The following is a 25684-nucleotide window of genomic DNA, read 5'->3' on the forward strand; positions in this document are numbered from 1 at the left end:
CTGCCCGTTCGGCATGCGAAGACTCGGGAGGACGTACCGGTGGACATCCAGGACTGGCTGGAGACGATTCCGGCGGTGAGCATCTACCTCCTGGTGGGGCTGGTCATCGGGCTGGAGAGCCTCGGCATCCCGCTGCCGGGGGAGATCATCCTGGTCAGCTCCGCGCTGCTGGCCTCCCAGAACGGCGAGATCGACCCCGTGGTGCTGGGGATCTGCGCGACCACCGGGGCGATCGTGGGCGACTCGATCGGCTACGCGATCGGACGCAAGGGCGGACAGCCGCTGCTGGACCGGCTGGGCCGCAGGTTCCCCAAGCACTTCGGGCCGGACCAGGTGGCGGTGGCGGAGCGCTCCTTCGAGAAGTGGGGCATGTGGGCCGTCTTCTTCGGGCGGTTCGTCGCGCTCCTGCGGATCTTCGCCGGGCCGCTGGCGGGGGTGCTGCACATGCCGTACTGGCGCTTCCTGATCGCCAACATCCTCGGCGGCATCCTGTGGGCCGGCGGCACGACGGCGGTCATCTACACGATCGGGAAGGTGGCGGAGCCCTGGCTGAAGGGCTTCTCCTGGGCGGCGCTCGTGGTGGCCCTGCTGTTCGGCATGGCGGTGACGGTCATGATCCGCAACCGCATGAAGAAGGCGGCCAAGGCGGCGTCGCAGACGCAGACGCCGGCGCCTGCCGTTCTGGCCGACTGAGCTGCTGAGCTGCCGCCGAGCCCGCCCGCGGTGCGCCGCGGGCAGGTTCGGCTCCGGCGGTCATCCGGCCGGGGCGACCGATGCGCGGTGCTGCTTGGCCAGCTCGATGTACATGGCGGCGTTGAGCTTGATGCCCTCGCGCTCCTCCTCGGACAGCTCGCGCCGCACCTTGGCCGGGACGCCCGCGACCAGCGAGCCCGGCGGGACGACCATGCCCTGCGGGACCAGCGCCTGGGCCGCCACCAGGGAGCCGGCGCCGATCACCGCTCCGTTCAGGACGGTCGCGCCCATGCCGATCAGGCAGTCGTCCTCGACGGTACAGCCGTGCACCACCGCGTTGTGGCCGATGGAGACGCGCGCGCCGATGGAGACCGGGAAGCCGGGGTCCACATGGATCGTGCAGTTGTCCTGCACGTTGCTGTCGGCGCCGAGCACGATCGGTCCGCAGTCGGCGCGCAGCACCGCCGAGTACCAGACGCTCGCGCCCGCGGCCAGGGTGACGTCACCGATCACCACGGAGGTGGGCGCCGTGAACGCCTCGGCGTCGACGTCCGGGTGCTTCCCGCCCACACCCGCCACGAGTGCCTGAGCCGCGTGCTGCGTCATGTTCTCTTCCTCAGTTCTTGCGTCGTGCCGTTGTCGCGCTCTCCACGCACGGTAGGGCACGCGGCCCGCCGGCCCCGCGATGGGGTGAAGATCACAGGAGCGCGATCCGGACCGCCGCCGCCCGGCGCACTACCGTGGCCGGGTGCCGAAGAACCAGAACACGTTCTCATCACTGACCGCCCTGCGCCGTCGGCTCGCCAACCGCGCCGTCCACGCCGGCTGGCAGTGGATGCAGCGCGCCGGCGCGGTGACCGCGCAGACCCCCGGGCGGCTGCGGTTCGCAGCGATCGGACACGGGACCCGGCTCGCCTTCCCGCAGGGCACGGTCTTCGGCGAGCCGTGGATCCGCCTCGGCGACCACTGCATCATCGGCGAGCAGGTCACGCTCACCGCCGGGATGATGCCGGACCTCGACCTCGGCACCGAGCCCGTGCTCGTCCTCGGCAACGGCGTGGTGATCGGCCGGGACAGCCACGTCATCGCGGACACCCGGATCACCATCGGCAACGACACGTTCTGCGGCCCCGGGGTGTACATCACCTCCACCAACCACAGCTACGACGACCCGCACGAGCCCGTCGGCAAGCAGTGGCCCCGCAGCGCCCCCGTCGAGATCGGGCCGGGCTGCTGGCTGGGCACGGGCGCGGTGATCCTCCCCGGGGCGCGGCTGGGCCGCAACGTGGTGGTGGCCGCGGGCGCCGTGGTACGGGGCGAGGTGCCCGACCACGCCGTGGTGGCGGGCGCGCCGGCCCGGATCGTGCGCCGCTGGGAGCCCGAGACGGGCTGGCAGCCGCCGCTGCGCTCCCCGGCCCCCGTACCGATCCCCGACGGGGTCACGCCGGACCAGCTGCGCGCCCTGGCCGAACTCGCGGAGGCCGAGCAGCAGGGCACTGCCTAGGGGAGCGCGGGGATCTCGATGGCCGGGCAGCGGTCCATGACCATGTCCAGGCCGGCCGCGCGGGTGCGCTCGAAGGCGGCCTCGTCGACCACGTTGAGCTGGAACCAGACGGCCTGCGCGCCGGCCGCCACGGCCTCGTCGGCGACCGTGCCGGCCAGGGCGCTGTTCACGAAGACGTCCACCACGTCCACCTTGAACGGGATCGCCTCCAGCGACGGGTAGCCCTGCTCGCCGTGGACCGTCTCGGCCTTCGGGTGCACGGGGACCACGCGCTTGCCGTACCGCTGGAGCACGCGGGCCACGCCGTACGCCGCCCGGTCCTCGTTGTTGGACAGGCCCACCACGGCCCAGGTGTCGCCGAGCTCGGTGAGGATCTTGCGGATGGTTGCCGGATCGCCGTACACGGGTGCCGCCTCCTGCTGCTGCGCTGGTCTGCGTCTGTAGCCCTGACAACCGAAAGGACACCTGTCCGATTCCCCGTAGGGTGGAGCGGTGAAGGCAGACCAGTACGTGACGGTGGCCCGCGAGGGAATGCACGAGTCCGAGATCAACCGCTCGCGGTTCCTGTGCTCGCTCGCGCCCGCCGCGACCGAGCAGGAGGCGCAGGAGTTCATCGCGCGCATCCGCAAGGAGCACCCCACCGCCACACACAACTGCTTCGCCTACGTGATCGGCGCCGACGCCTCGGTCCAGAAGGCCAGCGACGACGGTGAGCCCGGCGGCACGGCCGGGGTCCCGATGCTGCAGATGCTGACCCGGCGCGACATCCGCTACGCGGTCGCCGTCGTCACCCGGTACTACGGCGGTGTGAAGCTCGGCGCCGGCGGCCTCATCCGCGCCTACGGGGGAGTAGTCGGCGAGGCCCTCGACGCGCTCGGCACCGTCACCCGCCACCGGTACCGGCTGGCCACCGTCACCGTCGACCACCAGCGGGCCGGCAAGACCCAGAACGACCTGCGCTCCACCGGCCGGACCGTGGTGGACCTGCGCTACGGGGCCGCCGTGGAGATCGAGGTCGCGCTCCCGGAGGCCGACCTGCCCGCCTTCGAGGCCTGGCTCGCCGACAGTACGGCCGGCAGCGCCACCCTCACCCTCGGCGGGGAGACGTACGCGCCCTGAGCGCGCGGAGCGGCGCGGTCGCGCCCGGACGCCGCAGCCGGGTCAGACCCAGTTGACCTCGGCGAGGCCCAGCAGCGGGTCCTCGACCATCTCCCACAGCGGCACCGCGAAATTGCCGGAGCGGTAGCGCCCGCCGTAGTGGAGGCCGAGGACCCGGTGGTCGGTCAGGTCGAACACCGGGGAGCCGCTGTTGCCGCCCAGGGTCGAGCAGTCGTGCTTCATCGTGAGCCGGCCCGCGACCAGCTCGGTGGCCGTACCCGGCTGCAGCCGCTTGACGTTGTAGATGTCCATGAAGATGCGCCGCATGGACTCGGGCTCGTTGCGGCGGCCGTCCGCGGCCGGGTAGCCGATCACGTACACCGGCCGCCCGGCCAGGTCGGCCGGAGCCTCGGCGGCCACCGCCAGCGGGGTGGGCAGGGAGCCGCTGCCCCGCGCGGTCGGGGCCACCCGCAGCAGGGCCATGTCCGCCTCGCGGTGGATGCCCAGCACCTCGGTGACCTCGTACTCGAAGGAGCCGTCACCCGGGGCCGAGCCCGCGAGCGGCAGTTCCTCCGCGGTGTCCACCCGGGCCGTCATGCCCGACCGGAAGACCCAGCCGGAGTTCCCGTCGCTGCGGGTGAACTCGGCGGCCACATGGCGGTTGGTCATCACCACCTCCGGGCCGACGAGGAAGGCGGTGCCCACCCAGTCCAGGGAGGGGTGCCCGGTCACCTCCACCCGGCCGACCCGGGCGATGGACTCCCGGATGGGGGCGCGGTGCCCGTCGAGCACTGCCCAGTCGCCCGTCGGCGTGGCGAAGTCCTGGCCCTGCACCAGCAGCGCGGGGCGGCCCTCCAGCAGGACGATGGCCTCCACCCCGAAGTACTCGTCCTCGTCGATCTCGTCCTCGCGGCCCTCGGCCATCTTCTCCAGCCCCCGGGCCCCCGCCGCCAGCACCCGGTCCCGCTCCTCCCGGGCGAACCGGGATATCTGCCCGGCCGGGGCGGCGGCGCCTGCGTCGGGGAGCTCCTCGACGGACTCGGGGATCTCCGCGCCCAGGCGGTCGCGGATGCGTGCGGCGACGGCCGCCAGGTCGTCGAAGACCTGCGCCGGGTCGGTCGCCACGGGTGAACGCCTGGCCATTTCACACCTCCGGTTCCATCGGTCCGGCGAGCGCTGCCTGTGCCGCCGTGATCTCGGCGTACACCTCGGGGCTGTTCTCCTGCAGATGGCGCAGGACGCTGCTCATCTGGGTGCCGACGTTCACGAACGCCGTGCTCTTGCCCTGGAAGTTGACGTCCTCGACCCGGCGGGCGCCGCGGTGCAGCGCGACCACGGTCCAGTCGTCGGTGAGGACGGGCGATCCCGAGGAGCCGGCGCGGGTGTCGGTGAAGTAGCGCAGGTCCCGCTCGTCCGCTTCGTAGACGAGGTTGTTGCGCAGGGCGATCCGTTTGGGCTGGCCGCCCGGGTGCTGGATGACGTTGACCGCCACCGGCTGGTCCCCGGTCACCTTCAGCGGTTCGGTGGCCACCCGCAGGACGGTCTGCTGGGCGGTCCGGCCGTCCGCCAGCCGCAGGACCGCGTAGTCGAGGGCCTCGTCCGAGGCGAGCAGGGCGCCGCCGGGCACCTCCTCGGTCTGCGAGACGTCGTCCAGGTAGTCGAAGCGGCACGTGGAGTTCTGTGCCTGTAGTTGCAGGTCGGCGGGGTCCACCACGACCCGCTCCGGCCCGGTGCGGTTCCGCGCGCTCACCACGTGGTGGTTGGTGACGAGCAGGTTCGGGGCGATCAGCCAGCCGGTTCCCGCGTGCGGAAAGGCGTTGGGCTGCGGGGCGCCTGCCTGGTACGGGGAGACCTTGATCCGGGCCACGGCGCGGCCGGCCACGTCGCCGCCCTGCAGGAAGAGGAACGGAACCGTGTCGTCCCGGAAGATGACCTCCTCCTTGGTCTCCCCGGTGAACACCACGGGGGCCACGTCGGGCTCGCCCGTCGACTTGCGGACCACCGCGTCCAGGGCGCGGTCGAAGACGGCGACCGCGGTCGCCACCGGGGTCAGCCTGAGGGCGTTCTCCAGCCACTGCTGGAGGGGGACGCTGGAGTCGACGAGCCGTTCCACCTGGTTCATCGCGTTCAGGTCGGAGAGCACCTGCTGGTAGGGGCCGCCGATGTCGTCGGGCAGGAAGTTCTTGTACTGCGGCGAGATGCCGATGAACAGCAGTTGGCGCTGGCCGGCCAGATCGGCCTCCATGGCGGCATCCGCGATCGCATAGATCTCTTCGGTCGGCAGATACGGTGTCGCGCTCATGGGTGCTCAGGCCGCTTGCGGGCCGTTCCCTTCGAGAGGTGTTGGAGCAGTCGGCCCGGGGTCCGGCCCGGCCATGGGGGTACCGGCGGCCATGGCGGCCGCCACCCCGGACAGCAGCTCCCCGCTCGGGTCCTTGATCTGCAGCAGCCGTCGGGCCAGCTCGTCGAGGGTGCCGAGCTGCTGGGCCTCGCGCAGGATTCCGGCCGTCCCCGTGGGCCGTGCGTCCGCCGCCGGCGCGGCACCGGCATCCCGGGGCTCGGGCGGACCGGCCGCACCCGCCAGGATCGTCAGCAATGCCTGGCGCAGCTGCGGCTGGTCGGCGACGGCTCGCCGGATGGCCTCGGCGAGGGCGTCCGGTACGGCGTCCTCGGACGCGGGCAGACCCACCACCTCCAGGGTGTGCTCCAGCGCCTTCGGGTCCTGCTGGGACACCTGGGCGGCGGCCAGGCGCGCCAGTGCGGAGTACCGGTTCAGCTGTTCGGCGGGCATGGAACGCAGCTGCCGGGCCAGCCTGGTGCCGGCCTCCGGGCTCTCCTCGGGCGATGCGGCGGTGAGCTTGGTACGGGCCAGCAGCGCGCCCATCGCCTCGAAATCACGGCCGGTCCGGGTAGCCACGTCCTCCGCCTCCGTGAGCGCGCGATCGGCCTCGCCGATGTCCCCGTCCTCCTCGGCCAGGCGCGCGGACAGCAGCAGCAGCTCCAACTGCAGCTCGGGCTGCCCCCCGTCCTCCGCCCGGTCCACGGCTGCCTCAGCCTCGGCCCGGGCCTCCGTACGGCGTCCCTGCCGGGCCAGGGTCTCCACCAGCAGCGGGTGCAGCCTGCTGCCGGGTGTCCACGGGCGGCGCTCGGCCAGGCGGGCCGCAGCCTCGTCCACGAAGCCCTGGGCCAGCAGGTCCTCGACCTCGCGGGCCATGAGCTGCTCCCAGTCCTCCTGATCGGCCTGGGCCAGATCCGTCTCGGGGATGTGCCCGCCCAGGCGAGCGGTGAGGAAGACGGCCGCCCTGGGCGCCATGTCCTGGCTCGCCCCGGTCAGGAAGCGTTCGACTCCGGGCAGCCAGCGCTGTTCGACCTCCCGCGGGCTCTCGTTGAGCCGCAGCCGGTGGTAGATCTCCTCGGCGCGGGCCTCCAGCCCTGGGCGCTGCTGGTAGTACGCCACCGCACGCTGGTCCACCGTCCTCATCAGCTGGATCCCGTTCCGGTCGGCGAGGCGCAGCATGATGCCGCGCAGGTCCGCACGGTGGCGGACGGCCTCGGGCCCGGCCGGCTCCACGAGGTCGAGGCGGGACAGCAGGCCGAAGAGTTGGCGGGCGTGCTCCGGTCCCGCGACCTCGATCCCGCAGGCCTCGGCGAGCACGTCCTGGATCAGCTCCGGGGTGATGGTCCGCAGGGCCAGCGCGGCCTCGGCCAGCAGGCGGACCTCGTCGTTGACCACGTGGCGGAGGATGCGGTCGTACAGGATCCCCTGGACCAGCAACTGGTCGACCGTTCGGTAGAGGCCGCGGCGCCGGGCCGGGAGGTCCTCGATCAGCTGCGCCATCGACCCGGCCTCGTTGCCCGTGAGGACGGCCGCTCGTGCGGCCAGCTTCAGGCTGAGCGGATGGCCGCCCACCCGCTCCGCGAGGGCCCGGGCCACGCCCTCGTCCTCGACCCCGTTGGACATGAGGAGCTTCACGGCGGCATCGGGCTCCAGCTCGCCCAGCTCGATGGTCCGCAGCTCGGCCAGGCGGCCCGGGTGCGGGACCGGCGCGCTCCCGGAGACGATGAACCGCAGCCGCGGGTACACCTCCTGCAGCGCGGCCCAGACGGCCCACATGCGGCCGATCATCGGGGAACCGCGGTACTGGGCCTCCTCGAAGGAGTCCACCACGATCACCAGGGGCGGGCCGGGTTCGCCCGCCGGGACGGCCACCGAGTCGGCGACCAGGGCGGCGACCCGCTGTACGAGTTCCGTCTCCCGGGCACTCGACTGTGCCTGGAACTCGGCGGACGAGTTCCGCGCGAGGGACGAGCGGGTGGCGGACAGCCCGTACAGCTCCTCGACCTTCTCCCGCTCATCGCGCAGGGCGCCGACCGTCTCCTCGCACTCCCGGGCGAGCGCGTCGAAGGCGTCCCGGTGGTGCGGGAACTGGATGCCGAACTGCCGGGAGATCTCCGCGATCAGGGTGGCCGGCTCGTTGATGGAGATGGTGGGGCGGTCGAAGTCGACGTAGGCGAAGGGGAAGCCGGGCCGGTAGTCGCGCAGGCTGTTCAGCAGGAACGTCGCGAGCAGGGTGCTCTTGCCGACTCCGGCGAGACCGTGGATCAGCAGCGGGGGCTCGGGGTCCCGGGTGCGGGCCCGGACGAAATCCTGCGGACCGCCGGGCCCCTTGGGCCCCGTAGGGCTCCCGGCCGCCCCTACCGGTCCGTCCGGTTCCTCCGGTCCATGGCCCGGATCCACCGGCCCGCGGCGCGGCTCCTCGGCGGGCAGGCCGACGTAGGCGCGCAGCTCGTTCAGCTCCGCGGTCCGCCCGTGGACGGGGTCGCGCAGGAGCCGTTCCAGGGGCTGGAGCAGCCGGGCCCGCTCCATCAGCTGCTGCACGGCGTCGGGGTCGGGGAGGCCGGTCGTGCCGGGCACCTGCGAGAGCCACAGCACGGCCTGCAGGGTGTCGTTGAGCTCGGTGGTGTTCTGGGCCTCCAGGGGCGGCGGACTGCCCGTGAGGTAGGCCAGCGCCCGGGCCTCGGTGTCACGGCTGCCCGGCCCGGGTGCGTCCGGGGAGAGGTTCGCGGCCAGCGCCCGGGCAGCGGCGGGGGCGGAGAGCCCGCGCAGCGTCGCCTCGCGCACCTTGGGCTTGAGCTCCCAGAGGGGATGCTCTCCCGCGCCGACCGTCCGGCAGTCGTCGACCAGTTCCAGCTTGGCCTTCCCGCTGGGTTCGGTCTCGTCCGGCAGTCGCAGCAGTCCGGGGTCGAAGTGGGTCAGCAGACAGGCCGCCTCGCGGTACGCCTGGCGCAGCTCCGGCACGACTGCGGGCCGCTGTTCCTGCGCCGTCTGCAGCTCCGTGCGCAGGCGGGCCGCGAACTCCTCGGCGGCGTCCAGGGACTCGTAGATCCGTACGGCCGTCTCCGCCGCCGTGCAGATCCTGCGCATGTAGCTGCCCTCGCCCGAGTCCTGGGCGGCCCGCAGGATCTCGGACACGGCCGTGTCCACGAGTGGGGCCAGCCCCTCGAAGTCCGGGGACGGGACGGGCGGCTCCGACGACCCGGTGAACAGCTCGCGGAAGAAGCCGCGCAGATCCTCCTCCTCCACCACCCGCGCGGTGTCCCAGCTCTGGTACTTGCGTACCTCGTCGGGGAGGTGGGGCATCGACGGGGAATAGCCGAGCAGTACCAACCGGGGAGCGGACTCCGGGCGGGCGTTGCCGTAGATGGCCTGAGCGAGCTTTCCGATGCAGTCCCAGACGTCGGAGTTCACATCGAGCTTGTCGCATTCGTCGAACACCAGCCAGAACCGGTCTTCCGAGGCGGTCGCCCAGCGCACCACGCTGTTCGCGTCGTTCAGCAGGCGGGCTTGTGGATCGTTCAACTGTGATGTGTTCAACGGATTGGGCCCGGTGTTTTGGCCGATCGTGTCGGGGGCGACCCAGGTGGCCAGCTGCTGGAGCACTTCGGCGGCCGTGGAGGTACGCGAGAGCACCACCCGCACCGGGGTGAATGCGCAGTGCTGTGCGAGGTGGCGGATGTAGGAGAAGGTGTACGAGCGTCCGCTGTCCGGTGCGCCGTCGACCAGCAGCACCATTTTTCCCGGGTCGTCGACGAGTTGCCGCATGCTCCGGCGGAGTTCCGTGCGGTCGATGAAGACCTCGGCGCCCCCTCCGAAGACGGTGCTGTGGTAGGGGTCTCCCTCGGCCAGGTGCAGTTGCTGGTCCTTCTGCAGGACGTCCCGGTACTCCGTGGCCAGGGGTGCGGTGTCGGCCCGCACGGCCACCTCGGTCTGGCGGATCAGGCCGTCGACCAGCAGGTACTGGTGGCGCATCTTCCGCTTGGCCGCCCGGACGACCTCGACGGCGTTCTCGCCGGCTTTCCCGGTGAGCGAGAGGGATTTGATGAATGGTTCATCAAATCCGATGGCTCGGAGGCGGGAGTGGGGGTCGATGCTGTCGAGGAGATACGTCCCCACCCACTCGGTGACGATGTTCCACTGTGGATCGGTGAGCGGCATTCCGCACCTGCCCGGCCGCCCGTTGAGGGCGGGGAGAGGACCGGCTGACACATGTCATGGTTTCACCCGGTCCGTTCCGTCGCAAGGCGGCCGAACAGGGCCCGGACCGGTTCCCGTACCGGACCGGCGGCCAGGTACTCGCGGATGCCGTGGTGGTTCTGGCTGTCGTTGGTGACCAGGTGATCGGTCACCAGGTCCACGGGCGCGTACTCGGGCCGCAGGGTGTGGTCGAGGGCCACCACGTCCCGTAGGTCCGAGGCGTTGTGCCACACGGAGGTCCCGACCGGTACCGCGGGCGGCAGCGCGAGCACGTCCTGCACCTCGCTGATCGCCAGCGGGCAGCCGACCGTGATCAGCAGGTCGACCGGGCGCTGCTCCTCGCGCAGCACCTCGTACGCCAGGACGCTGCCCAGGCTGTGGCCGACCACGGCCAGCGGCCCGCTGCCGGGCGGGGGCAGTGCGGCCCGCACCACCTCGCGCATGGCCGGGCCCGCCCCGCCGAAGAAGTACGCGTGGACGTCCTTGTACGTCTGCCTCACCAGCAGCCGGAACGCCTGCTTGCGGGCGAAGCCGGGCAGCGGAAGGACCCCCAGGCCGTCGCTCGCGCCGGAGCCGGCCGGCCGATCGTCGCCGACGAGGGTGTCCGCGAACCAGGTCATGTCCTGCAGCCAGCCCGCGAGCCGTTCCTCCGCCGCCGGGTCGGGGGCGGCGCGCTCCCCGGTGCCGGTCCGGGCGGCCGCCTCCCGCCGGGCCTCGGCGAGGACCTGGGCCACGAACTCCTCCGGCGGGGCCTCGGGCGAGCCCTTCGGCCCGGGGCCGGGCCGCTCCTCGATGCCGCCCGGCCCGCCCTCCGCCGGGTCGTCCTTCGGGTCCGGCAGTGGTTCGGCGTACCGGATCGGGGCCCAGTACGCCATGCGGGAGGCGCTCCCCATGTCGGTGCCGAACAGCGCCCGGTCCCACTGGGACTTGAGCAGTTCCTCGCGGACCTTGTTCCCGTTGCCGTGGATGTAGACGACCGTGGGCCCCACCGTCAGTCCCGCATCAGGATGTCGTCGTAGTTCTCCAGGCGGCGCCAGCGCTCCGCGGGGTCGCGGACCTTGGGCATCAGGTCCACGTCGGGCAGCCGGCCGAGTTCGAGGCCGGTCACCTCGGCGACGTCCGCCACCGGCACCTGGAAGGTGCGGAAGGGGCCCAGCGGTGGCGGGCCGGCCTTGGCGCCCGCCATGGCCTGCTCGCGGGCCCGGCTGAGGTCGGGGCTCTGATCGAGGATGTACGCCGTGGAGGCGAGGTTGCCGTCCTGGATGAAGGCCGCCACCTTCCAGAACCGCAGCGGTACCTGGATGCCGCGGTAGGGCGGGTCGGAGTCGTGCAGCACCGGGCCGGTGAAGACGCTCAGCTTCCGGTCGAACTTGGCCGCGTGGTCGAGGAGGAAGCTCTCCAGCCCCAGCCACAGCTTCTTGCCCTGGTTGAAGGTGTTCTGCTGCGGGGCCGCGTTGGTGAAGTGGAACGTGTCGGTGTTGGCCTTGTTGGCCTCGGTGACCGTGCCCCACACGGGGTCCAGTCGGCGTACCAGGTGTCCCCGGTCCAGGTCGTTGTCGGCGTAGATCGCCTGGCCGGCCTGCTGGTTCGCCGGGATGCGCGGGTCGAGGTTCCACTTGTCCTCGCGGTCCACGTCCTCCATCAGCATCGAGCCGTCGATGCAAACGGCGGTGGAGGCCGCGAGCCGGCGGTCGGGGCGGTGGACCACCGTGAAGTGGGTGTACGGCAGAACGATCGTGGGGACGCCGTCACCGGGCATCGGCAGGGGCACGACCTCGCCCAGGAAGGCCTCGTCGTAGCCGGTGCGATCGTCCAGCGGGCCGCGCGAGACCGCGGTCCCAGATGAAGTGTTCATATGATGGAAGTACCGCGCTACGACGATCACTCACGGTGCCCGCCGCCAAGTCACTCGAACAGGGGCCCCGCTCGGAGGAGCCCCTCGGGGCCGACGGAGGGGGCCCGATCGGGGGGCGCAGGCGCACTCCTGGTTCAGCCGGGGTCCGGCCACGGAACACATGGGTTGACTCCCCGTGACACCCGTGACCCGGTGCCCTGCGCCGAAGGAGGCCCTCCGTGCCCACTGGCCTGTCCATCCACATCGGACTCAACTCGGTCGACCCAGCCAAGTACGAAGGCTGGGACGGCCAGCTGAACGCCTGCGAGAACGACGCGCGCGACATGGCGGCCATCGCCCGCGCCAACGGCTTCAGCGAGACGCTGATCCTGACCCGCGACGGAACCGTCGACAACATCACCGCCGCCTTGCGCGACGCGGCCGGCCGGCTGACGGCGGGGGGCATCCTGCTCTTCACGTACTCGGGCCACGGTGGCCAGGTGGACGACACCACCGGGGACGAACCGGATCTGTTCGACGAGACCCTGGTGTTCTACGACCGCATGTTCCTCGACGACGAGCTCTACGCCGAGTTCCGCCGGATGCCCGAGGGGGTGCGCATCGTCGCCCTGCTCGACTGCTGCCACAGCGGCAGCGGCATCGAGTCCGTGCAGGAGATGCTCACCCCGGAGGCGCTCGAATCGCAGTTCCGGACCAAGGACCCGGCCAAGGTGGAGGCCGCCTCCCGGCTGATGCCGATGCTCAAGCAGCAGGAGGTCCTCGCCCGTGACCGGGAGTTCTACGCCGGGTTGCAGCGCGAGCTGAAGAACGGACAGGACGGGGCGCGCGAGCCCGACGCCCTCCTCATCGCGGCCTGTCAGGACAATCAGGTCGCCTCGGACGGAGACGTCAACGGCCTGTTCACCGCGCACCTGCTCAAGGTCTGGGACGACGGGCAGTTCCAGGGCGGGTACCGCACCTTCCACCGTGCGATCCAGCGCCGCATGCCGGCCATCCAGAGCCCCAACCTCTACCTGACCGGGGATCCGGCGGCGAGTTTCCTCGACCAGAAGCCCTTCACGGTCTGAGGACAAGCCACATCACCATCATTAGCCCTAAAGTGGGTTAAGGAGGCGTATTTCACCCCTCCGTGCCTTCAGGCGGCCGGCCAAGGGCCACCGTGGCGAAGGAGGTTCACATGAACACGCACATGCGCCGGTTGCTCGGCAGGTCGGCCGTCACCCTGGTGCTGGCGGGCGGCCTGCTCGGCGCCGTGGCCCCGGCGGGCTCCGCGAGCACGTCGGGCTCCGCGGGTATAGCGGGCTCCGCGAGCTCGGTGGGCTCGGTGGGCGACCCGTACGGGCCGTTCACCTGCAAACAGGGCTATGTGTGGCGCGAGGCGTACACCGGCGACCTGGTGTGCGTGACCCCGGACATCCGGGACCAGTCGGCCCGTGAGAACCGGCTCGGTCCGTCCCGCAAGCAGCCCGGCGGCGGCGCCTACGGCCGGGACACCTGCAAGGCGGGTTACGTCTGGCGCGAGGCCGCACCCTGGGACAAGGTGTGCGTCCCGCCGGACAGCCGGGACCAGGCCAGGGAGGACAACGCCGCGGCGGTGTCCAGGCTGGCCTCCAGCGGGTGAGCCGTACCCGGTGAGCCGTACCAAGATCTTTGGTCACCTGGCCCCGGACGCCGGTGGCAGACTGAGGTCTGCGACGGATCAGGCGCCGACTGGCGTTAGCGTGGTGGGTACCGTCCGCGGCGCCCATGCTGGTCCCGCGCTGGTTTCGGAGGTGGAGGAGCGGTAAACGTGCAGGTCAGAAGGTCGGAGCGGGTCGAGTGAAGTTTCTGCACACCTCCGACTGGCACCTCGGCCGCTCCTTCCACCGCGTGAACCTGCTCGCCGCCCAGGCCGCCTTCATCGACCACCTCGTCGAAGCCGCCCGCGAGCACGAGGTCGACGCCGTGCTCGTCGCCGGTGACGTCTACGACCGGGCCGTGCCCCCGCTGCCCGCCGTAGAGCTCTACGACCAGGCCCTGCACCGGCTCGCCGACCTCGGCGTGCCCACCGTGATGATCTCCGGGAACCACGACTCCGCCCGCCGCCTCGGCGTCGGGGCCGGGCTCATCGGGCGCGCCGGGATCCACCTCAGGACCGACCCGGCCGGCTGCGCCGACCCCGTCGTACTGGCCGACGTACACGGTGAGGTGGCGCTGTACGGGCTGCCGTACCTGGAGCCGGCCCTGGTCAAGGACGAGTTCGGCGCGCAGAAGGTCAGCCACGAAGCCGTACTGGGCGCGGCCATGGAGCGGATCCGGGCCGACCTGGCCGGCCGCGCGCCCGGCACCCGCTCCGTCGTCCTCGCACACGCCTTCGTCACCGGCGGCCAGGCCAGCGACAGCGAGCGCGACATCGCCGTCGGCGCGGTCGAGGCCGTGCCCGCCGCCGTCTTCGACGGCGTCGACTACGCGGCCCTCGGCCACCTCCACGGCTGCCAGACGATCAACGAACGGGTGCGCTACTCCGGTTCCCCGCTCGCCTACTCCTTCTCCGAGGCCGACCACCGCAAGACCATGTGGCTGATCGAACTCGGCGCCGCCGGCGCACCCGTGCGCGCCGAGCGCATCGACACCCCCGTGCCCCGCCGGCTCGCCCGGCTGCGCGGGCGGCTCGACGCACTGCTGGAGGACCCGGCCCACACCCCGTACGAGGAGTGCTGGGTCGAGGCCACCCTCACCGACCCCGTCCGGCCCGAGGACCCGATGGCGCGGCTCGCCGCCCGCTTCCCGCACACCCTGGCGCTCTCCTTCGACCCCGAGGGCCGCGAGGAGGACGGCGGAGTCAGCTACGCCCAGCGCCTCAAGGGGCGCAGCGACCAGGAGATCGCCGAGGACTTCGTCACCCACGTGCGCGGCGGGAGCTTCGCCGACGAGGCCGAACGGGCCGTACTGCAGGGCGCCTTCGAAGAGGTACGGGCCGACGACAGCCGGCAGGAGACCCACCGATGAGGCTGCACCGGCTGGCCGTCACCGCCTTCGGGCCCTTCGCCGAGCCCCAGGAGGTCGACTTCGACGCGCTGTCCGGCGCCGGGATCTTCCTGCTGCACGGGCCCACCGGAGCGGGCAAGACCTCGATCCTCGACGCGGTCTGCTACGCCCTCTACGGATCGGTGCCCGGCTCCCGCCAGGCCCCCGGCACCAGCCTGCGCAGCGACCACGCCGCCGCCGACACCCCGACCGAGGTCACCCTCGAACTCACCGCGGGCGGGCGGCGCCTGGAGATCTCCCGGCGGCCCGAGCAGGACCGGCCCAAGAAGCGCGGCACCGGGACGACCAAGGACAAGGCGCAGAGCTGGCTGCGGGAGTACGACGGGGAACGCTGGCTCGCCCTCAGCCGTTCCCACCAGGAGATCGGTGAGGAGATCGAGCAGCTGCTCGGCATGAGCCGCGAGCAGTTCTGCCAGGTCGTGCTGTTGCCCCAGGGGGAGTTCGCGCGTTTCCTGCGGGCCGATGAGGTGGCGCGCGGCCGACTGCTGGGCCGGCTGTTCGACACCCGGCGCTTCGCCGCCGTCGAGACCCTGCTCGGCGAGCGCCGCCGCGCCGCCGAGGCCAAGGTGCGCGCCGGCGACGAGAAGGTCCTCTCCACCGCCCAGCGGCTCGCCCAGGCCGCCGGGGACAGCCCCGATCTGCGGGCCTGGCCGCTGCCCGGCCACCAGCCGGGCGACCCCGGGCTGGCCGAAGCTGTCCGGGCCTGGGCGGCCGTCGCCCGGTGCGCCGCCCGGGAGCGGCTGGCCGTCGCGGAGTACGCGCTGGCCGCCGTCGAGGGACGGTACGCCGCCGCCCGGCGCGCTGCCGAGGAGGAGCGGGAGCTGGACCGGTTGCAGCACCGGCACGCGGAGACGGCCCGCCGCTCGGCGCTGCTCGCCGAGGCGGGCCCCGAGCGGGAACGGGTGCGCGGCCTGCTCGACCGGGCCCGGCGCGGCGCCCTGGTGGCCCCCGCCCTGGAGCTGCGCGGAGCCGCGGCCGCCGGGCACATGGCCGCCGCGCACGCGGAGATGCTCGCCCGGGCGGAACTCCCGCCGCCGCTCGCCGAAGCGGGCACCGAGCACCTGGCCGCCGTGGAACAGCGGCTGCGGGAGGACCTCGGAGCCCTCGGCGCCGCCCACCGGGCCGAGCAGCGCAGCGCCGAGATCGGCCGCGAGCGCGCCACGCTGGAGCGGGAGAGCCGCGCCGCCGAGGAGCAGCACCAGGAGTCCGCCGAGTGGCTCGGGCGATGGGAGTCCACCCGGGCCGCACTCGCGGAGCGCGCGGACGCCGCCCAGCAGGCCGCGACCCTGGCCGAGCAGCTCGCCGGCAAGCTGGAGCCCGCCCGGCTGCGCCTGAACTCCGCCCGACGGCGCGACGAGCTGGACGCCGCCGCGGAACGGGCTTCGGGCGAACTGCTCTCCGTACGCGAGGAGTCGACCGCCGCCCGGGAGCGCTGGCTGGAGCTGAAAGAGGCCCGGCTGCGCGGGATCGCCGCCGAACTGGCCGAAGCGCTGGTGGCGGGGGAGCCCTGCACGGTCTGCGGAGCCGCGGAACATCCGGCTCCGGCCCGGCCGGCCCCCGGCCACGTGGACCGGGCCGCCGAGGACGCGGCGCACGCACGCTACGAGCAGGCCGAGGAGCGACGGGCCGCGGTCGAACGAGAGCTGGCCGCCGTGCGCCAGGCCCGCACGGATGCCGCGGCCGCCGCGGGGGACGCCACCACCGGGGAACTGCTCACCCTGACCTCGGACCTGAGCTCCCGGCACGCCGCCGCACACGCCGCGGCCGCCGGACTGCACGCCGCCCGCGAGCAGTTGGCCCACGCCGAGCGGGAGCACGCGGCGCGCAGCTCCGACTGGCAGGGCGCCGAGCTCCGGGCCGCCGCCAGGGTCTCCCAGCGCGAGGCCCTGGACCGGGAACAGGCCTCGCTGGAGGCGGAGCTGGTCCTCGTGCGCGGGGACGAGCCCAGCGTCGCGGCCCGTGCCCGGACCCTGGAGGACCGGGTCCGGATGGTCACCTCGGCAGCCGCCGCGCTGCGCCGGGCCGAGACGACCGCCGCGCGGCTCAAGGAGGCCGACGACCAGTTGGCCGACGCCGCGTTCCGGGCCGGTTTCGACACCACCGACGCCGCGGCCGACGCGGTGCTCCCGGAGTACGAACGCACCGCGCTCCAGCACCGGCTGGACGCCTGGCAGGCCGAGGAGGCCATGCTGGCCGAGCGTCTCGCCGAGAGCGATACCGCCGCCGCGGCCGCCCTGGCGCCGGCCGCGCCGGACGCCGCCGAGGCGTACGCGCAACGGGCCGCGGCGAAGCTCCGTACCGCGGGATCCGCTGTCGACGCCGCCCGGGTGCGCTGCTCGGAGCTGGACCGGCTCTCCCGCCAGGCCGAGCAGGAGCTGCGCGCCCTGGGCCCGCTGCGCGAGGCGTACGAGCGGGTGGCCCGGCTGGCCGGACTCACCGCGGGAACCTCCGCGGACAACGAACGCAAGATGCGGCTGGAGGCGTACGTCCTGGCGGCCCGGCTGGAGCAGGTCGCGGCCGCCGCGACCGTCAGGCTGCTGCGCATGTCCGGCGGCCGCTACACCCTCGTCCACTCCGACGCCAAGGCCAGCGGGCGCGGCCGCTCCGGCCTGGGCCTGCACGTGGTGGACGCCTGGACCGGCAGCGAGCGGGACACCGCGACCCTGTCGGGCGGCGAGACCTTCTTCGCCTCCCTCGCGCTCGCCCTCGGCCTGGCCGACGTCGTCACCGATGAGGCGGGCGGCATGCGGCTGGACACCCTGTTCATCGACGAGGGCTTCGGCAGCCTCGACGACCAGGCGCTCGACGAGGTGCTCGACGTACTGGACTCGCTGCGCGAACGCGACCGCAGCGTCGGCATCGTCAGCCACGTCGCGGACCTGCGGACCCGTGTCCAGGCCCAGTTGGAGATCGTCAAGCAGCGCGGCGGCTCGGTGGTGCGCCACCGCACGGCGGGGGTCACGGACTGAGGGGCCGCCGCGGCAGCGGGGACGAGTACACGATGCTGGTGGTCACGGGTCCGAGGCCGGCGATCCGGCCCGTGATCTCCTCCAGGTGCGCCATCGAGCGGGCGGTGACCTTCAGGACGAAGCAGTCGTCGCCCGTCACGTGATGGGCTTCCAGGATCTCGGGGGTGACGTCCAGGAAGTCGTGGAACGGCTTGTAGTTGCCGTGCGGATAGCGCAGCCGCACCAGCGCGAGGATGGTCTTGCCCAGCTTCTCCCCGTCGACCACGGCCGTGTAGCCGGTGATGATGCCGAGCTCCTCCAGCCGACGGACCCGCTCGGTGACGGCGCTCGCGGACATGGACACGGCGCGCGCGAGCTCGGTGAAACTGGCGCGGCCGTCCTCTTGGAGGACGGCCAGGATCCGCCAGTCGGTGGCGTCAGGGGAATAACCGGTCATGGGGCAGGTGTAGCAGGGGATTCCCCGGAGGATCAAGGGAAAGGCCGAGGAAAACCGCTTCCGGAGATCGTCAACAGTTTGTAGATTTTCAGCCATGACGACGACGCAGAACACCTCCGCCGCACCCGCCACCACCAACCCCGTGCTCCGGGTCCCGCCGGCGGCCCCGGCCGCGGCAGCCGCCTACTTCGCGGCCAGCCTCGCCTTCCACGCGGACGTGTCGGATGTCGCCGCCGCCTTCAAGGCCCACCGCGAGCAGGGCGCCGAGCTCGGCTTCCAGCTCATCGACTCCCGCTCCACCCCGTCCTGGGACCAGGCGCACGTGCCCGGCGCGATCCACCTGCCCACCGCCCTCATCGCCGAGCAGGCCGAGCGGCTCCTCGACAAGAACGTCCCCGTGGTGACGTACTGCTGGGGCCCCGGCTGCAACGGCGGCACCCGCTCCGCCCTCGCCCTGGCCCAGCTCGGCTTCCAGGTCAAGGAGATGCTCGGCGGCATCGAGTACTGGATCCGCGAGGGCTTCGAGGTCGAGACCTGGCAGGGCAGCCAGCAGCGCACCGAGGCCGACCCGCTGACCGCGCCGACGGACTCCGACGACTGCGGCTGCTGACGCCGCGGCCCGTACGCGGACGACGAACGGGCCGCCCGCTCCCCCCGGGGAACGGGCGGCCCGTCGCCGCGCATACGGGTCGGAGCTACGGGTCAGAGCTTCGACAGCTCGTCCACCAGGTCGTCCAGACCCAGCGAGCCCTGCGACAGCGCCGCCATGTGCCACGCCTTCAGGTCGAAGGAATCGCCGTGCGCCGCACGCGCGTTGTCACGGCCCAGCAGCCAGGCGCGCTCGCCCAGCTTGTAACCGATCGCCTGCCCCGGCATCGACAGGTAGCGGGTCAGCTCGCTCTCGACGAAGTCCGCGGGCCGGCCGCTGTGCAGGCCGAAGAACTCCTGCGCCAGCTCCACCGTCCAGGTCTCGCCCGGGTGGAAGGGCGAGTCCGCCGGGATCTCCAGCTCCAGGTGCATGCCGATGTCCACGATGACGCGCGCGGCGCGCATCATCTGGCAGTCCAGGTAGCCCAGGCGCTGCTCGGCGTCCTTGAGGTAGCCCAGCTCGTCCATCAGCCGCTCCGCGTACAGGGCCCAGCCCTCGGCGTTGGCGCTGACGAGACCGACGCTGGCCTGGTAGCGGGAGAGCTGGTCCGCGACGTGCGTCCACTGCGCGAGCTGGAGGTGGTGGCCCGGAACGCCCTCGTGGTACCAGGTGGAGACCAGGTCGTAGACCGGGAAGCGGGTCTGGCCCATGGTCGGCAGCCAGGTGCGACCCGGCCGGGAGAAGTCCTCGGAGGGGTTGGTGTAGTACGGGGCCGCTGCGCCGCCCGGCGGGGCGATGCGAGACTCCACCTTCTTCACCCGCTCGGCGAGTTCGAAGTGCGTGCCGTCGAGGTTCTCGATGGCCTCGTCCATGATGCCCTGCAGCCAGGCCTGGACCTCGTCGACGCCCTCGATGTGGGTGCCGTGCTCGTCCAGGTGCTTGAGTGCCTCCCAGGGACCGGCGCCCGGCAGGATCTTGGCCGCCTCGGTCTTCATCTCGGCGAGCAGCCGGTGGTATTCCGACCAGCCGTAGGCGTACGCCTCGTCCAGGTCCAGGTCCGTGCCGTTGAAGTAGCGGGACCAGCGGGCGTAGCGCTCGCGGCCCACCGTGTCGGGCCCGCTCTGGACGGCCGGCGCGTAGACCTCGGTCATCCAGTCGCGCAGCGCGGCCACGGCTGCGGTGGCGCCCGCGGCGGCGGTGTCCAGCTCGGCGCGCAGTGAGTCGGGGCCGCGGGAGGCGAAGTCCTCGAAGAAGGCGGGCTCGTCGCCGTCCTGGGCGGTCCAGGCGGTGAGCTGGTCGATCATGGTGGCGGTGGGGCGCGGGCCGCCGTGCAGGCCGCGCTCCAGACCCAGCTCCAGGCTCTCGCGGTACCCGGCGATCGCGTCCGGCACGGCGCGCAGCCGCTCGGCGATGGCGGCCCAGTCCTCGTCCGTGTCGGCCGGGGTCAGGGTGAAGACCTCGCGGACCGAGTGCACGGGGGAGTGGATGTTGCTGACCGCGCGCAGGTCCTCGTCGGCCTCGATGACCGCGAGTTCGGCGTTCAGGCGCTCACGGAGCAGGCGGCCGCAGCGGCGCTCGGCGTCGCTGTCGGCGCCCGGCAACTGCTCGGCGGCGTCGAGGCGGGCGAGGGTGGCCCGGTTCAGCTCGGCGATCGCGGCGCGGCCGGCCGGGGAGTAGTCCGGGAGCTTGCCCGAGCTCGCGGCGACACCGAGGTAGGTGCCCGTGATCGGGTCGAGGGCGATGAGGTCGTCGACATAGGCGTCGGCCACCTGGCGGGGCAGGCGCGTGGCGCCGGCGCTGTTGCTGCTGCTGTGGGTCTCTGACATGCGGACATCTTCTTATGTGGGACGGGTCCGCGTCATCAGCGTTTGGCTTCATCCGGCTTACGGGGCGGGAGCAGGGGCCCGCAGTCCCACTCCTGGAAGATCAATCTGGTCTCCACACGGGCGACTTCGCGCCGCGAGGTGAACTCGTCGAGAACCAGCCGCTGGAGTTCGGCGGGATCGGCGACGGCGACGTGCACGAGGTAGTCGTCGGGCCCGGTGAGGTGGAAGACGGCCCGGGAGGCGGAGAGCGAGCGGACCCGGTCCACGAAGGGGCCGATCAGCTCCCGGCGATGCGGGCGGACCTGTATGAGGAGCAGCGCCTCCAGGCCCCGGCCGAGTTTGGCCGGATCCAGCCGGAGGCGGTTGCCCAGGATGATCCCGCAGCGGCGCATCCGCGCGACACGGTCCAGGCAGGTGGACGCGGCGATCCCGACCTCGGCGGCCAGATCGCGGTACGTGCTCCGTGCGTCGTTCTGCAGAAGCCGCAGAATCTGCAGATCGACCGGATCCAGATGGGCGGATTCGGGCATTGGCCGAACGTAGCACGGAGGTTTGTCGCCACAACCGGACGAGACCGCAAAGTTCCGGCCATGGAGACGAACGCCCAGACCGCACGACGGTCGCTGGCCACCGAAGCAGTGCACGCCGGACGCGAGGATCTCGCACGGCTCGGGCTGCACGCGCCTCCGCTCGACCTGTCGACGACGTACCCGTCGTACGACAGCCGGGCGGAGGCCGCTCGTATCGACGAGTTCGCCACCACGGGAGCCCGTCCGCAGGGCCCGCCGGTCTACTCCCGGCTGGACAATCCCACCACCGCCCGGTTCGAGACGGCCCTGGCCCGCCTGGAGGGCACCGAGAGCGCCGTCGCCTTCGCGAGCGGGATGGCCGCACTGACCGCCACCCTGCTGGTGCGGGGCTCGATGGGGCTGCGGCACGTGGTCGCCGTACGTCCCCTCTACGGGTGCAGCGACCACCTGCTGGGCAGCGGGCTGCTGGGCACCGAGGTGACCTGGGTGGACCCCGCGGGCATCGCGGACGCCATCCGGCCGGACACCGGCCTGGTCATGATCGAGTCGCCCGCCAACCCGACCCTCGCGGAGATCGACCTCAGAGCCGCCGCGCACGCCTGCGGGGAGGTGCCGCTCCTGGTCGACAACACCTTCGCGACGCCCGTCCTGCAGCGGCCGGCCGAGAGCGGTGCCCGGCTGGTGCTGCACAGCGCCACCAAGTACCTGGGCGGCCACGGCGACGTGCTCGGCGGGATCGTGGCCTGCGACGAGGACTTCGCGCGCAAGCTGCGCCAGATCCGGTTCGCCACCGGCGGTGTGCTGCACCCGCTCGCCGCGTACCTGCTGCTACGAGGCCTCTCGACGCTCCCGGTCCGGGTACGGGCGGCCTCCGCGAGCGCCGCCGAACTGGCCCGGCGCCTCGCGGCCGACCCGCGGGTGCTTCGGGTGCACTACCCGAGCATCGGCGGGGCGATGGTCGCCTTCGAGACCTCCGGGGACCCGCACGAGGTGATCGCCGCGGTCCGGCTGATCACCCCGGCGGTCAGCCTGGGCAGCGTGGACACCCTCATCCAGCACCCGGCCTCCATCAGCCACCGGATCGTGGCCGAGGGAGACCGCCACGCCTCGGGCGTGAGCGACCGGCTGCTGCGGATGTCGGTCGGGCTGGAGGACGTGGACGACCTGTGGGCCGATCTGGACCGGGCGCTCAGCGCTGGTGGTTGCGCGGCTGCTCACGCGGAAGTTCGTACGGCAGCCGGGAGCTGACCGGGGTCGCGTCCAGCCGGGCCGTGATCACCAGGGTGCCCTCCTCGACCTGGTAGTCGAGGGGGAGCCCGAGGCCGCGCATGGCGGCGACCATGCCCGTGTTGGAGGCCTGGGTGACGGCGTACACGCTGTCGCACCCGGCCTCGACGGCCATGGAGACCAGGCGGCCGAGCAACTCGGTGCCGATGCCCCGGCGCTGCCAGTCGTCCTCGATCAGCAGCGCGACCTCGGTCTCGTCGCCGTCCCACAGCAGGTGTCCGAGGGCGACGAGCTTGCCGGAAGCCGTGGTGGCGGCCAGCGTGCGGCCGAAGCGGGGGCTCAGCAGGTGGCCGAGGTAGCGGTCGGCGTCGGAGACCGGGCCGTGGTAGCGCAGCGACAGCGTCCGGTCGGAGCAGCGGTCGTGCATCGCGCGGGCCGCCGCCAGGTCGGAGCCGTCGGCGCGGCGGACGGTGATCTCGTTGCCCTCGGGCAGGAGCAGCACGTCCTGGCTGCGCGGCACACGGGGACCGAGGCGGGCGTCGAGCTCCACGAGCGCGCGGGCGCGGGCGAACTCGGTCGGGGTGAAGGGCAGGTAGGGCCGCTCGACGGTGATGGCGCCGCCCGAGGGGTCGCGCAGCCGCATCACGGTGGCCTCCAGGACGCCCTCGACGGGGGCGTCGGCGCCGGAGTTGGGGCGGCCGGAGAGGGTGGTCGCGGGGATCGAGTGGATGGTGCAGCGACCGAGGAGCTGGCGCAGCGCGAGGGGGAGCTCGGCGGCGTCGAGCGCGGTGCGGGTGGCCAGACCGAGGACGCGGGTCGGGGTGTCCACCAGGTCGTGGGCGTCGGCCCGCTCGATCCAGGTGCTGCTGCCGCCGGCCCCGGCGATGGCTCGGGTGAGGTCGGCGGAGGGCAGCTGCTGCGGGGCGCGCAGCAAGAACTCGTCCACCGTGCCGCCCTCGGGGAGCGGGTGCGTCTGGAGGGTCAGGATGTCGACGCCGCTGCGGGCGAGGGCCGTGCAGATCGCGGCGAGGCTGCCGGGCTCGTCCCGTACGGTCGTGCGCATCCGCCACAGGGTGCTGGTGGCCGCGGCCGCTGACGGGGACTCGGGGGGGGGGGGGGGGGGGGGGGGGGTGGGGGTGGGGGGGGGGGGGGGGGGGGAGGGGCGCCGCCCACAGGTCGGCCCGCCGCCGCACGCGCACCGTCGGCANNGTGCGGACATGGTGGATCTCCTTCGGGCGCAAGGCAGGGGCGCGCCAGTGGACCCGGGCTGTGGGGGGGCGCCCCCCCCCCCCCGCCCCCCCCCCCCCCCGCCCCCCCCCCCCCCCCCGTGCCCGTATCGGAGGGGGCTGTGCTCAGCGGCGGCGGCGCATGGCTGTGGCGGCGCGCCCACCAGGTGTGGAACGCCGCCGTGACGAGCAGCGCGACGGCCGAGGCGACGAGCAGCACCGGGCCCTTGGGACCGTGTACGACGAGATTGGCGATGGCGTCGGCGACCGCGACGGCGCAGAACAGGGCGGCCAGTTCGACGACGTCGCGGCGCCAGTGGTGGCGGTGGGGACGCTGGGCGGAGGCATGCATGCGGTCAGTCATGCAGACCACAGTGACGCAGGGGTGTTGCGTGATCACGAACGATCTGTGACCGATGGGTTAAGTATCCATCTGGCCGATTTCACCCTGTTTTCGGGCTGATTTCCGAAATGCAGATGGTGGGGGGCCTCCGGTGCAGTGGGACAGTCGCACCGACGCCCGTCGTCTACTGGCCCACCCGGCCCGGCTGGAGTGCCTGGGAGAACAGTACGCCGCCGCCCTGGCGCCGCAACCGGACGGTGAGTTCGCCGCTGCCGCCGTCGATCTCGACCTCGCCGTAGTACGGAGGGTTCTCCGAGGGCGACATGTTGGTGAGCGGGGCGGACTGGACGTACGCGGTCTGCGGGCCGAAGGTGGCGTCGAGCTTCCCGGCCGGGAAGCCGCCCGCGCCGATGGGGCCCGAGACGAACTCCCAGAAGGGTGCGAAGTCGCTGAACGCGGCCCGCTCGGGGGCGTAGTGGTTGGCGGCCGTGTAGTGGACGTCGGCGGTGAGCCACAGGGTGCCGGTGATGCGCTGGTGCTTGATGTGGCGCAGCAGTTCGGCGATCTGGAGCTCGCGGCCCAGCGGGGCGCCCGGGTCGCCCTGGGCGACGGCCTCGAAGTTCGTGGCGCCGTCGGCGACGACGATGCCCAGCGGCATGTCGGCGGCGATGACCTTCCAGGTGGCGCGGGAGCGCGACAGCTCGCGCTTGATCCAGGCCAGCTGCTCGGGGCCGAGGATGCCGATGGGGTCCTCGGTCTGGCGGCCGGGGGAGTTGGCGTCGCGGTAGGTGCGCATGTCGAGCACGAACACGTCGAGCAGCGGCCCGTACCGCATCACCCGGTGCATACGGCCCTCGGCGCGGCCGCCGCGCAGGTCGGTGACGGGGAAGTACTCGCCGAAGGCCTGGCGGGCCCGGGCGGCCAGGGTGTCCACGTCCTTGACGGTGTAGCGGGGGTCGTCGATCACCTGCCCCGGATACCAGTTGTTGCGGACCTCGTGGTCGTCCCACTGGGCGAGGACGGGCACCTGGGCGTTGAAACCGCGCAGGTTGTGATCGAGCAGGTTGTAGCGGAAGTTCCCGCGGAACTCGGCGAGGGTCTCGGCGACCTTCGACTTCTCCTCGGTGGTGACGTTGTGCCAGGTGCTGCCGTCGCGCAGGGGCACGGAGGCCTGGATCGGCCCGTCGGCGTAGATGGTGTCCCCGCTGAAGAGGAAGAAGTCGGGGTCGCGCAGCCGCATTTCGTCGAAGACGCGGTAGCCGCCGAGGCCGGGGTTGATGCCCCACCCCTGGCCTGCCAGGTCCCCGGACCACAGGAAGCGCACGTCACGGTTGCGGGAGACGGGGGTGGTGCGGAAGGTTCCGCACACCGGCTCGCCCGTGCGCCGCGGGTCGCCGGGGTCGGCGAGGACGACCCGGTAGTGGATCTGGCGGCCGGGCGGGAGCTCGCGCAGCGTGGTGGTGCCCGTGAAGTCGGTGCCGGGGCCGAGCAACGGGCCGCGGTGGTGGCGGACGCCGTAGCGAAACGATTCGCTGGGGGAGGTCTCCACGTACATCCGCGCGGGCCGGTCCGAGCGGGTCCAGATGGTGGCGGAGTGGGCGGTGATCTCACCGGACTGGACGCCCCACGGCGCGCCGGGGCGGCCGGAGCGGGTGAAGGCCGGGGCGGCGCCGGCCGGGCCGGTGGCGGCCCGTGCCGGTACGGTGAAGGCGCTGGTCAGGGCGAGGCCAAGCGGAACGGCGAGGGAACCGCCGAGCATGGAGCGTCGGGTGTGCGGCGTCGGTGCCATCGGTGCGTCTCCAGGGGCCGGCGGGGGTGGGCCGGAC

At 72.7% G+C, this 25684-nt stretch carries 21 protein-coding genes and 1 pseudogene; 10 read left to right on the forward strand and 12 right to left on the reverse strand.

The features are described 5' to 3' along the window. The first annotated feature begins 39 nt into the window (after nucleotides 1–39). The gene (locus ACZ7GJ_RS05895; RefSeq protein ID WP_470749847.1) at nucleotides 40–693 is read left to right on the forward strand and encodes a DedA family protein; all 654 of its coding nucleotides are present in this window, start codon (nucleotides 40–42) and stop codon (nucleotides 691–693) included. A gap of 60 nt (nucleotides 694–753) precedes the next feature. On the opposite strand, the gene ACZ7GJ_RS05900 is transcribed toward ACZ7GJ_RS05895, so the two are convergent. Then, entirely contained in the window at nucleotides 754–1299 is a 546-nt protein-coding gene (locus ACZ7GJ_RS05900) for a gamma carbonic anhydrase family protein (protein WP_470749849.1), read from the reverse strand. 142 nt (nucleotides 1300–1441) lie between these two features. On the opposite strand from ACZ7GJ_RS05900, the gene ACZ7GJ_RS05905 reads away from it, so the two are divergent. Further along, nucleotides 1442–2197 (forward strand): acyltransferase, encoded by a 756-nt coding sequence (locus ACZ7GJ_RS05905; protein ID WP_470749851.1) that lies wholly within the window; start codon nucleotides 1442–1444, stop codon nucleotides 2195–2197. On the opposite strand, the gene ACZ7GJ_RS05910 is transcribed toward ACZ7GJ_RS05905, so the two are convergent. Further along, on the reverse strand, nucleotides 2194–2601 hold the full coding sequence (locus tag ACZ7GJ_RS05910) for a CoA-binding protein (RefSeq protein WP_470749853.1): 408 nt from the start codon (nucleotides 2599–2601) through the stop codon (nucleotides 2194–2196). The genes ACZ7GJ_RS05905 and ACZ7GJ_RS05910 overlap by 4 nt on opposite strands. Nucleotides 2602–2689: 88 nt before the next feature. On the opposite strand from ACZ7GJ_RS05910, the gene ACZ7GJ_RS05915 reads away from it, so the two are divergent. Further along, nucleotides 2690–3316: a YigZ family protein gene (locus ACZ7GJ_RS05915; RefSeq protein WP_470749855.1), complete on the forward strand. Its 627-nt coding sequence runs from the start codon at nucleotides 2690–2692 to the stop codon at nucleotides 3314–3316. Between the two features lie 42 nt (nucleotides 3317–3358). Here the strand turns inward: ACZ7GJ_RS05915 and ACZ7GJ_RS05920 are convergent, their stop codons facing one another. From ACZ7GJ_RS05920 to ACZ7GJ_RS05940, 5 genes are all read right to left on the reverse strand, one after another. Next, nucleotides 3359–4438: a trypsin-like serine peptidase gene (locus ACZ7GJ_RS05920; RefSeq protein ID WP_470749857.1), complete on the reverse strand. Its 1080-nt coding sequence runs from the start codon at nucleotides 4436–4438 to the stop codon at nucleotides 3359–3361. A 1-nt stretch (nucleotide 4439) separates the two neighbouring features. Next, entirely contained in the window at nucleotides 4440–5597 is a 1158-nt protein-coding gene (locus ACZ7GJ_RS05925; protein ID WP_470749859.1) for a trypsin-like peptidase domain-containing protein, read from the reverse strand. Between the two features lie 6 nt (nucleotides 5598–5603). Then, nucleotides 5604–9791 (reverse strand): AAA family ATPase, encoded by a 4188-nt coding sequence (locus tag ACZ7GJ_RS05930; protein WP_470749861.1) that lies wholly within the window; start codon nucleotides 9789–9791, stop codon nucleotides 5604–5606. A 62-nt stretch (nucleotides 9792–9853) separates the two neighbouring features. Continuing rightward, nucleotides 9854–10819 (reverse strand): hypothetical protein, encoded by a 966-nt coding sequence (locus tag ACZ7GJ_RS05935; protein WP_470749863.1) that lies wholly within the window; start codon nucleotides 10817–10819, stop codon nucleotides 9854–9856. A gap of 2 nt (nucleotides 10820–10821) precedes the next feature. Further along, complete coding sequence (locus ACZ7GJ_RS05940) at nucleotides 10822–11685, reverse strand: DNA/RNA non-specific endonuclease (RefSeq protein ID WP_470749865.1); 864 nt, start codon at nucleotides 11683–11685, stop codon at nucleotides 10822–10824. A gap of 218 nt (nucleotides 11686–11903) precedes the next feature. Here ACZ7GJ_RS05940 and ACZ7GJ_RS05945 point away from each other — a divergent pair, with 218 nt between their 5' ends. From ACZ7GJ_RS05945 to ACZ7GJ_RS05960, 4 genes are all read left to right on the forward strand, one after another. Further along, nucleotides 11904–12752, forward strand: a complete 849-nt coding sequence (locus tag ACZ7GJ_RS05945) for a caspase family protein (RefSeq protein WP_470749867.1) — start codon at nucleotides 11904–11906, stop codon at nucleotides 12750–12752. A gap of 110 nt (nucleotides 12753–12862) precedes the next feature. Beyond that, on the forward strand, nucleotides 12863–13306 hold the full coding sequence (locus tag ACZ7GJ_RS05950) for a hypothetical protein (protein ID WP_470749869.1): 444 nt from the start codon (nucleotides 12863–12865) through the stop codon (nucleotides 13304–13306). Nucleotides 13307–13503: 197 nt separating this feature from the next. Continuing rightward, nucleotides 13504–14673, forward strand: a complete 1170-nt coding sequence (locus ACZ7GJ_RS05955; protein ID WP_470749871.1) for an exonuclease SbcCD subunit D — start codon at nucleotides 13504–13506, stop codon at nucleotides 14671–14673. Then, nucleotides 14670–17681, forward strand: a complete 3012-nt coding sequence (locus tag ACZ7GJ_RS05960) for an AAA family ATPase (protein ID WP_470749873.1) — start codon at nucleotides 14670–14672, stop codon at nucleotides 17679–17681. The genes ACZ7GJ_RS05955 and ACZ7GJ_RS05960 overlap by 4 nt, the downstream gene beginning before the upstream one ends. On the opposite strand, the gene ACZ7GJ_RS05965 is transcribed toward ACZ7GJ_RS05960, so the two are convergent. Beyond that, nucleotides 17671–18117, reverse strand: a complete 447-nt coding sequence (locus tag ACZ7GJ_RS05965; protein WP_470749875.1) for an Lrp/AsnC family transcriptional regulator — start codon at nucleotides 18115–18117, stop codon at nucleotides 17671–17673. The genes ACZ7GJ_RS05960 and ACZ7GJ_RS05965 overlap by 11 nt on opposite strands. Nucleotides 18118–18211: 94 nt before the next feature. Here ACZ7GJ_RS05965 and ACZ7GJ_RS05970 point away from each other — a divergent pair, with 94 nt between their 5' ends. After that, nucleotides 18212–18727 carry a rhodanese-like domain-containing protein gene (locus ACZ7GJ_RS05970; protein WP_470749877.1) on the forward strand — a complete coding sequence of 172 codons (516 nt, stop codon included), beginning with the start codon at nucleotides 18212–18214 and terminating at the stop codon, nucleotides 18725–18727. A gap of 92 nt (nucleotides 18728–18819) precedes the next feature. Here the strand turns inward: ACZ7GJ_RS05970 and ACZ7GJ_RS05975 are convergent, their stop codons facing one another. Both ACZ7GJ_RS05975 and ACZ7GJ_RS05980 read right to left on the reverse strand, forming a co-directional pair. Then, entirely contained in the window at nucleotides 18820–20532 is a 1713-nt protein-coding gene (locus ACZ7GJ_RS05975) for a DUF885 domain-containing protein (protein WP_470749879.1), read from the reverse strand. 35 nt (nucleotides 20533–20567) lie between these two features. Next, entirely contained in the window at nucleotides 20568–21062 is a 495-nt protein-coding gene (locus ACZ7GJ_RS05980) for an Lrp/AsnC family transcriptional regulator (protein ID WP_470749881.1), read from the reverse strand. Between the two features lie 60 nt (nucleotides 21063–21122). Here ACZ7GJ_RS05980 and ACZ7GJ_RS05985 point away from each other — a divergent pair, with 60 nt between their 5' ends. Further along, nucleotides 21123–22310: a trans-sulfuration enzyme family protein gene (locus ACZ7GJ_RS05985; protein ID WP_470749883.1), complete on the forward strand. Its 1188-nt coding sequence runs from the start codon at nucleotides 21123–21125 to the stop codon at nucleotides 22308–22310. On the opposite strand, the pseudogene ACZ7GJ_RS05990 reads toward ACZ7GJ_RS05985, so the two are convergent. Then, nucleotides 22252–23832, reverse strand: a pseudogene (locus ACZ7GJ_RS05990) (GNAT family N-acetyltransferase); the annotation flags it as partial. The gene ACZ7GJ_RS05985 and the pseudogene ACZ7GJ_RS05990 sit on opposite strands and share 59 nt — an antisense overlap. On the opposite strand from ACZ7GJ_RS05990, the gene ACZ7GJ_RS05995 reads away from it, so the two are divergent. Next, complete coding sequence (locus tag ACZ7GJ_RS05995) at nucleotides 23751–23978, forward strand: hypothetical protein (RefSeq protein WP_470749885.1); 228 nt, start codon at nucleotides 23751–23753, stop codon at nucleotides 23976–23978. The pseudogene ACZ7GJ_RS05990 and the gene ACZ7GJ_RS05995 overlap by 82 nt on opposite strands. A 64-nt stretch (nucleotides 23979–24042) precedes the next feature. Here ACZ7GJ_RS05995 and ACZ7GJ_RS06000 read toward each other — a convergent pair whose 3' ends face one another. Next, entirely contained in the window at nucleotides 24043–25647 is a 1605-nt protein-coding gene (locus ACZ7GJ_RS06000) for an alkaline phosphatase D family protein (protein ID WP_470749887.1), read from the reverse strand. Between the last annotated feature and the right edge of the window lie 37 nt (nucleotides 25648–25684).

The sequence above is a fragment of the Streptomyces sp. NPDC037242 genome, assembly GCF_055604165.1.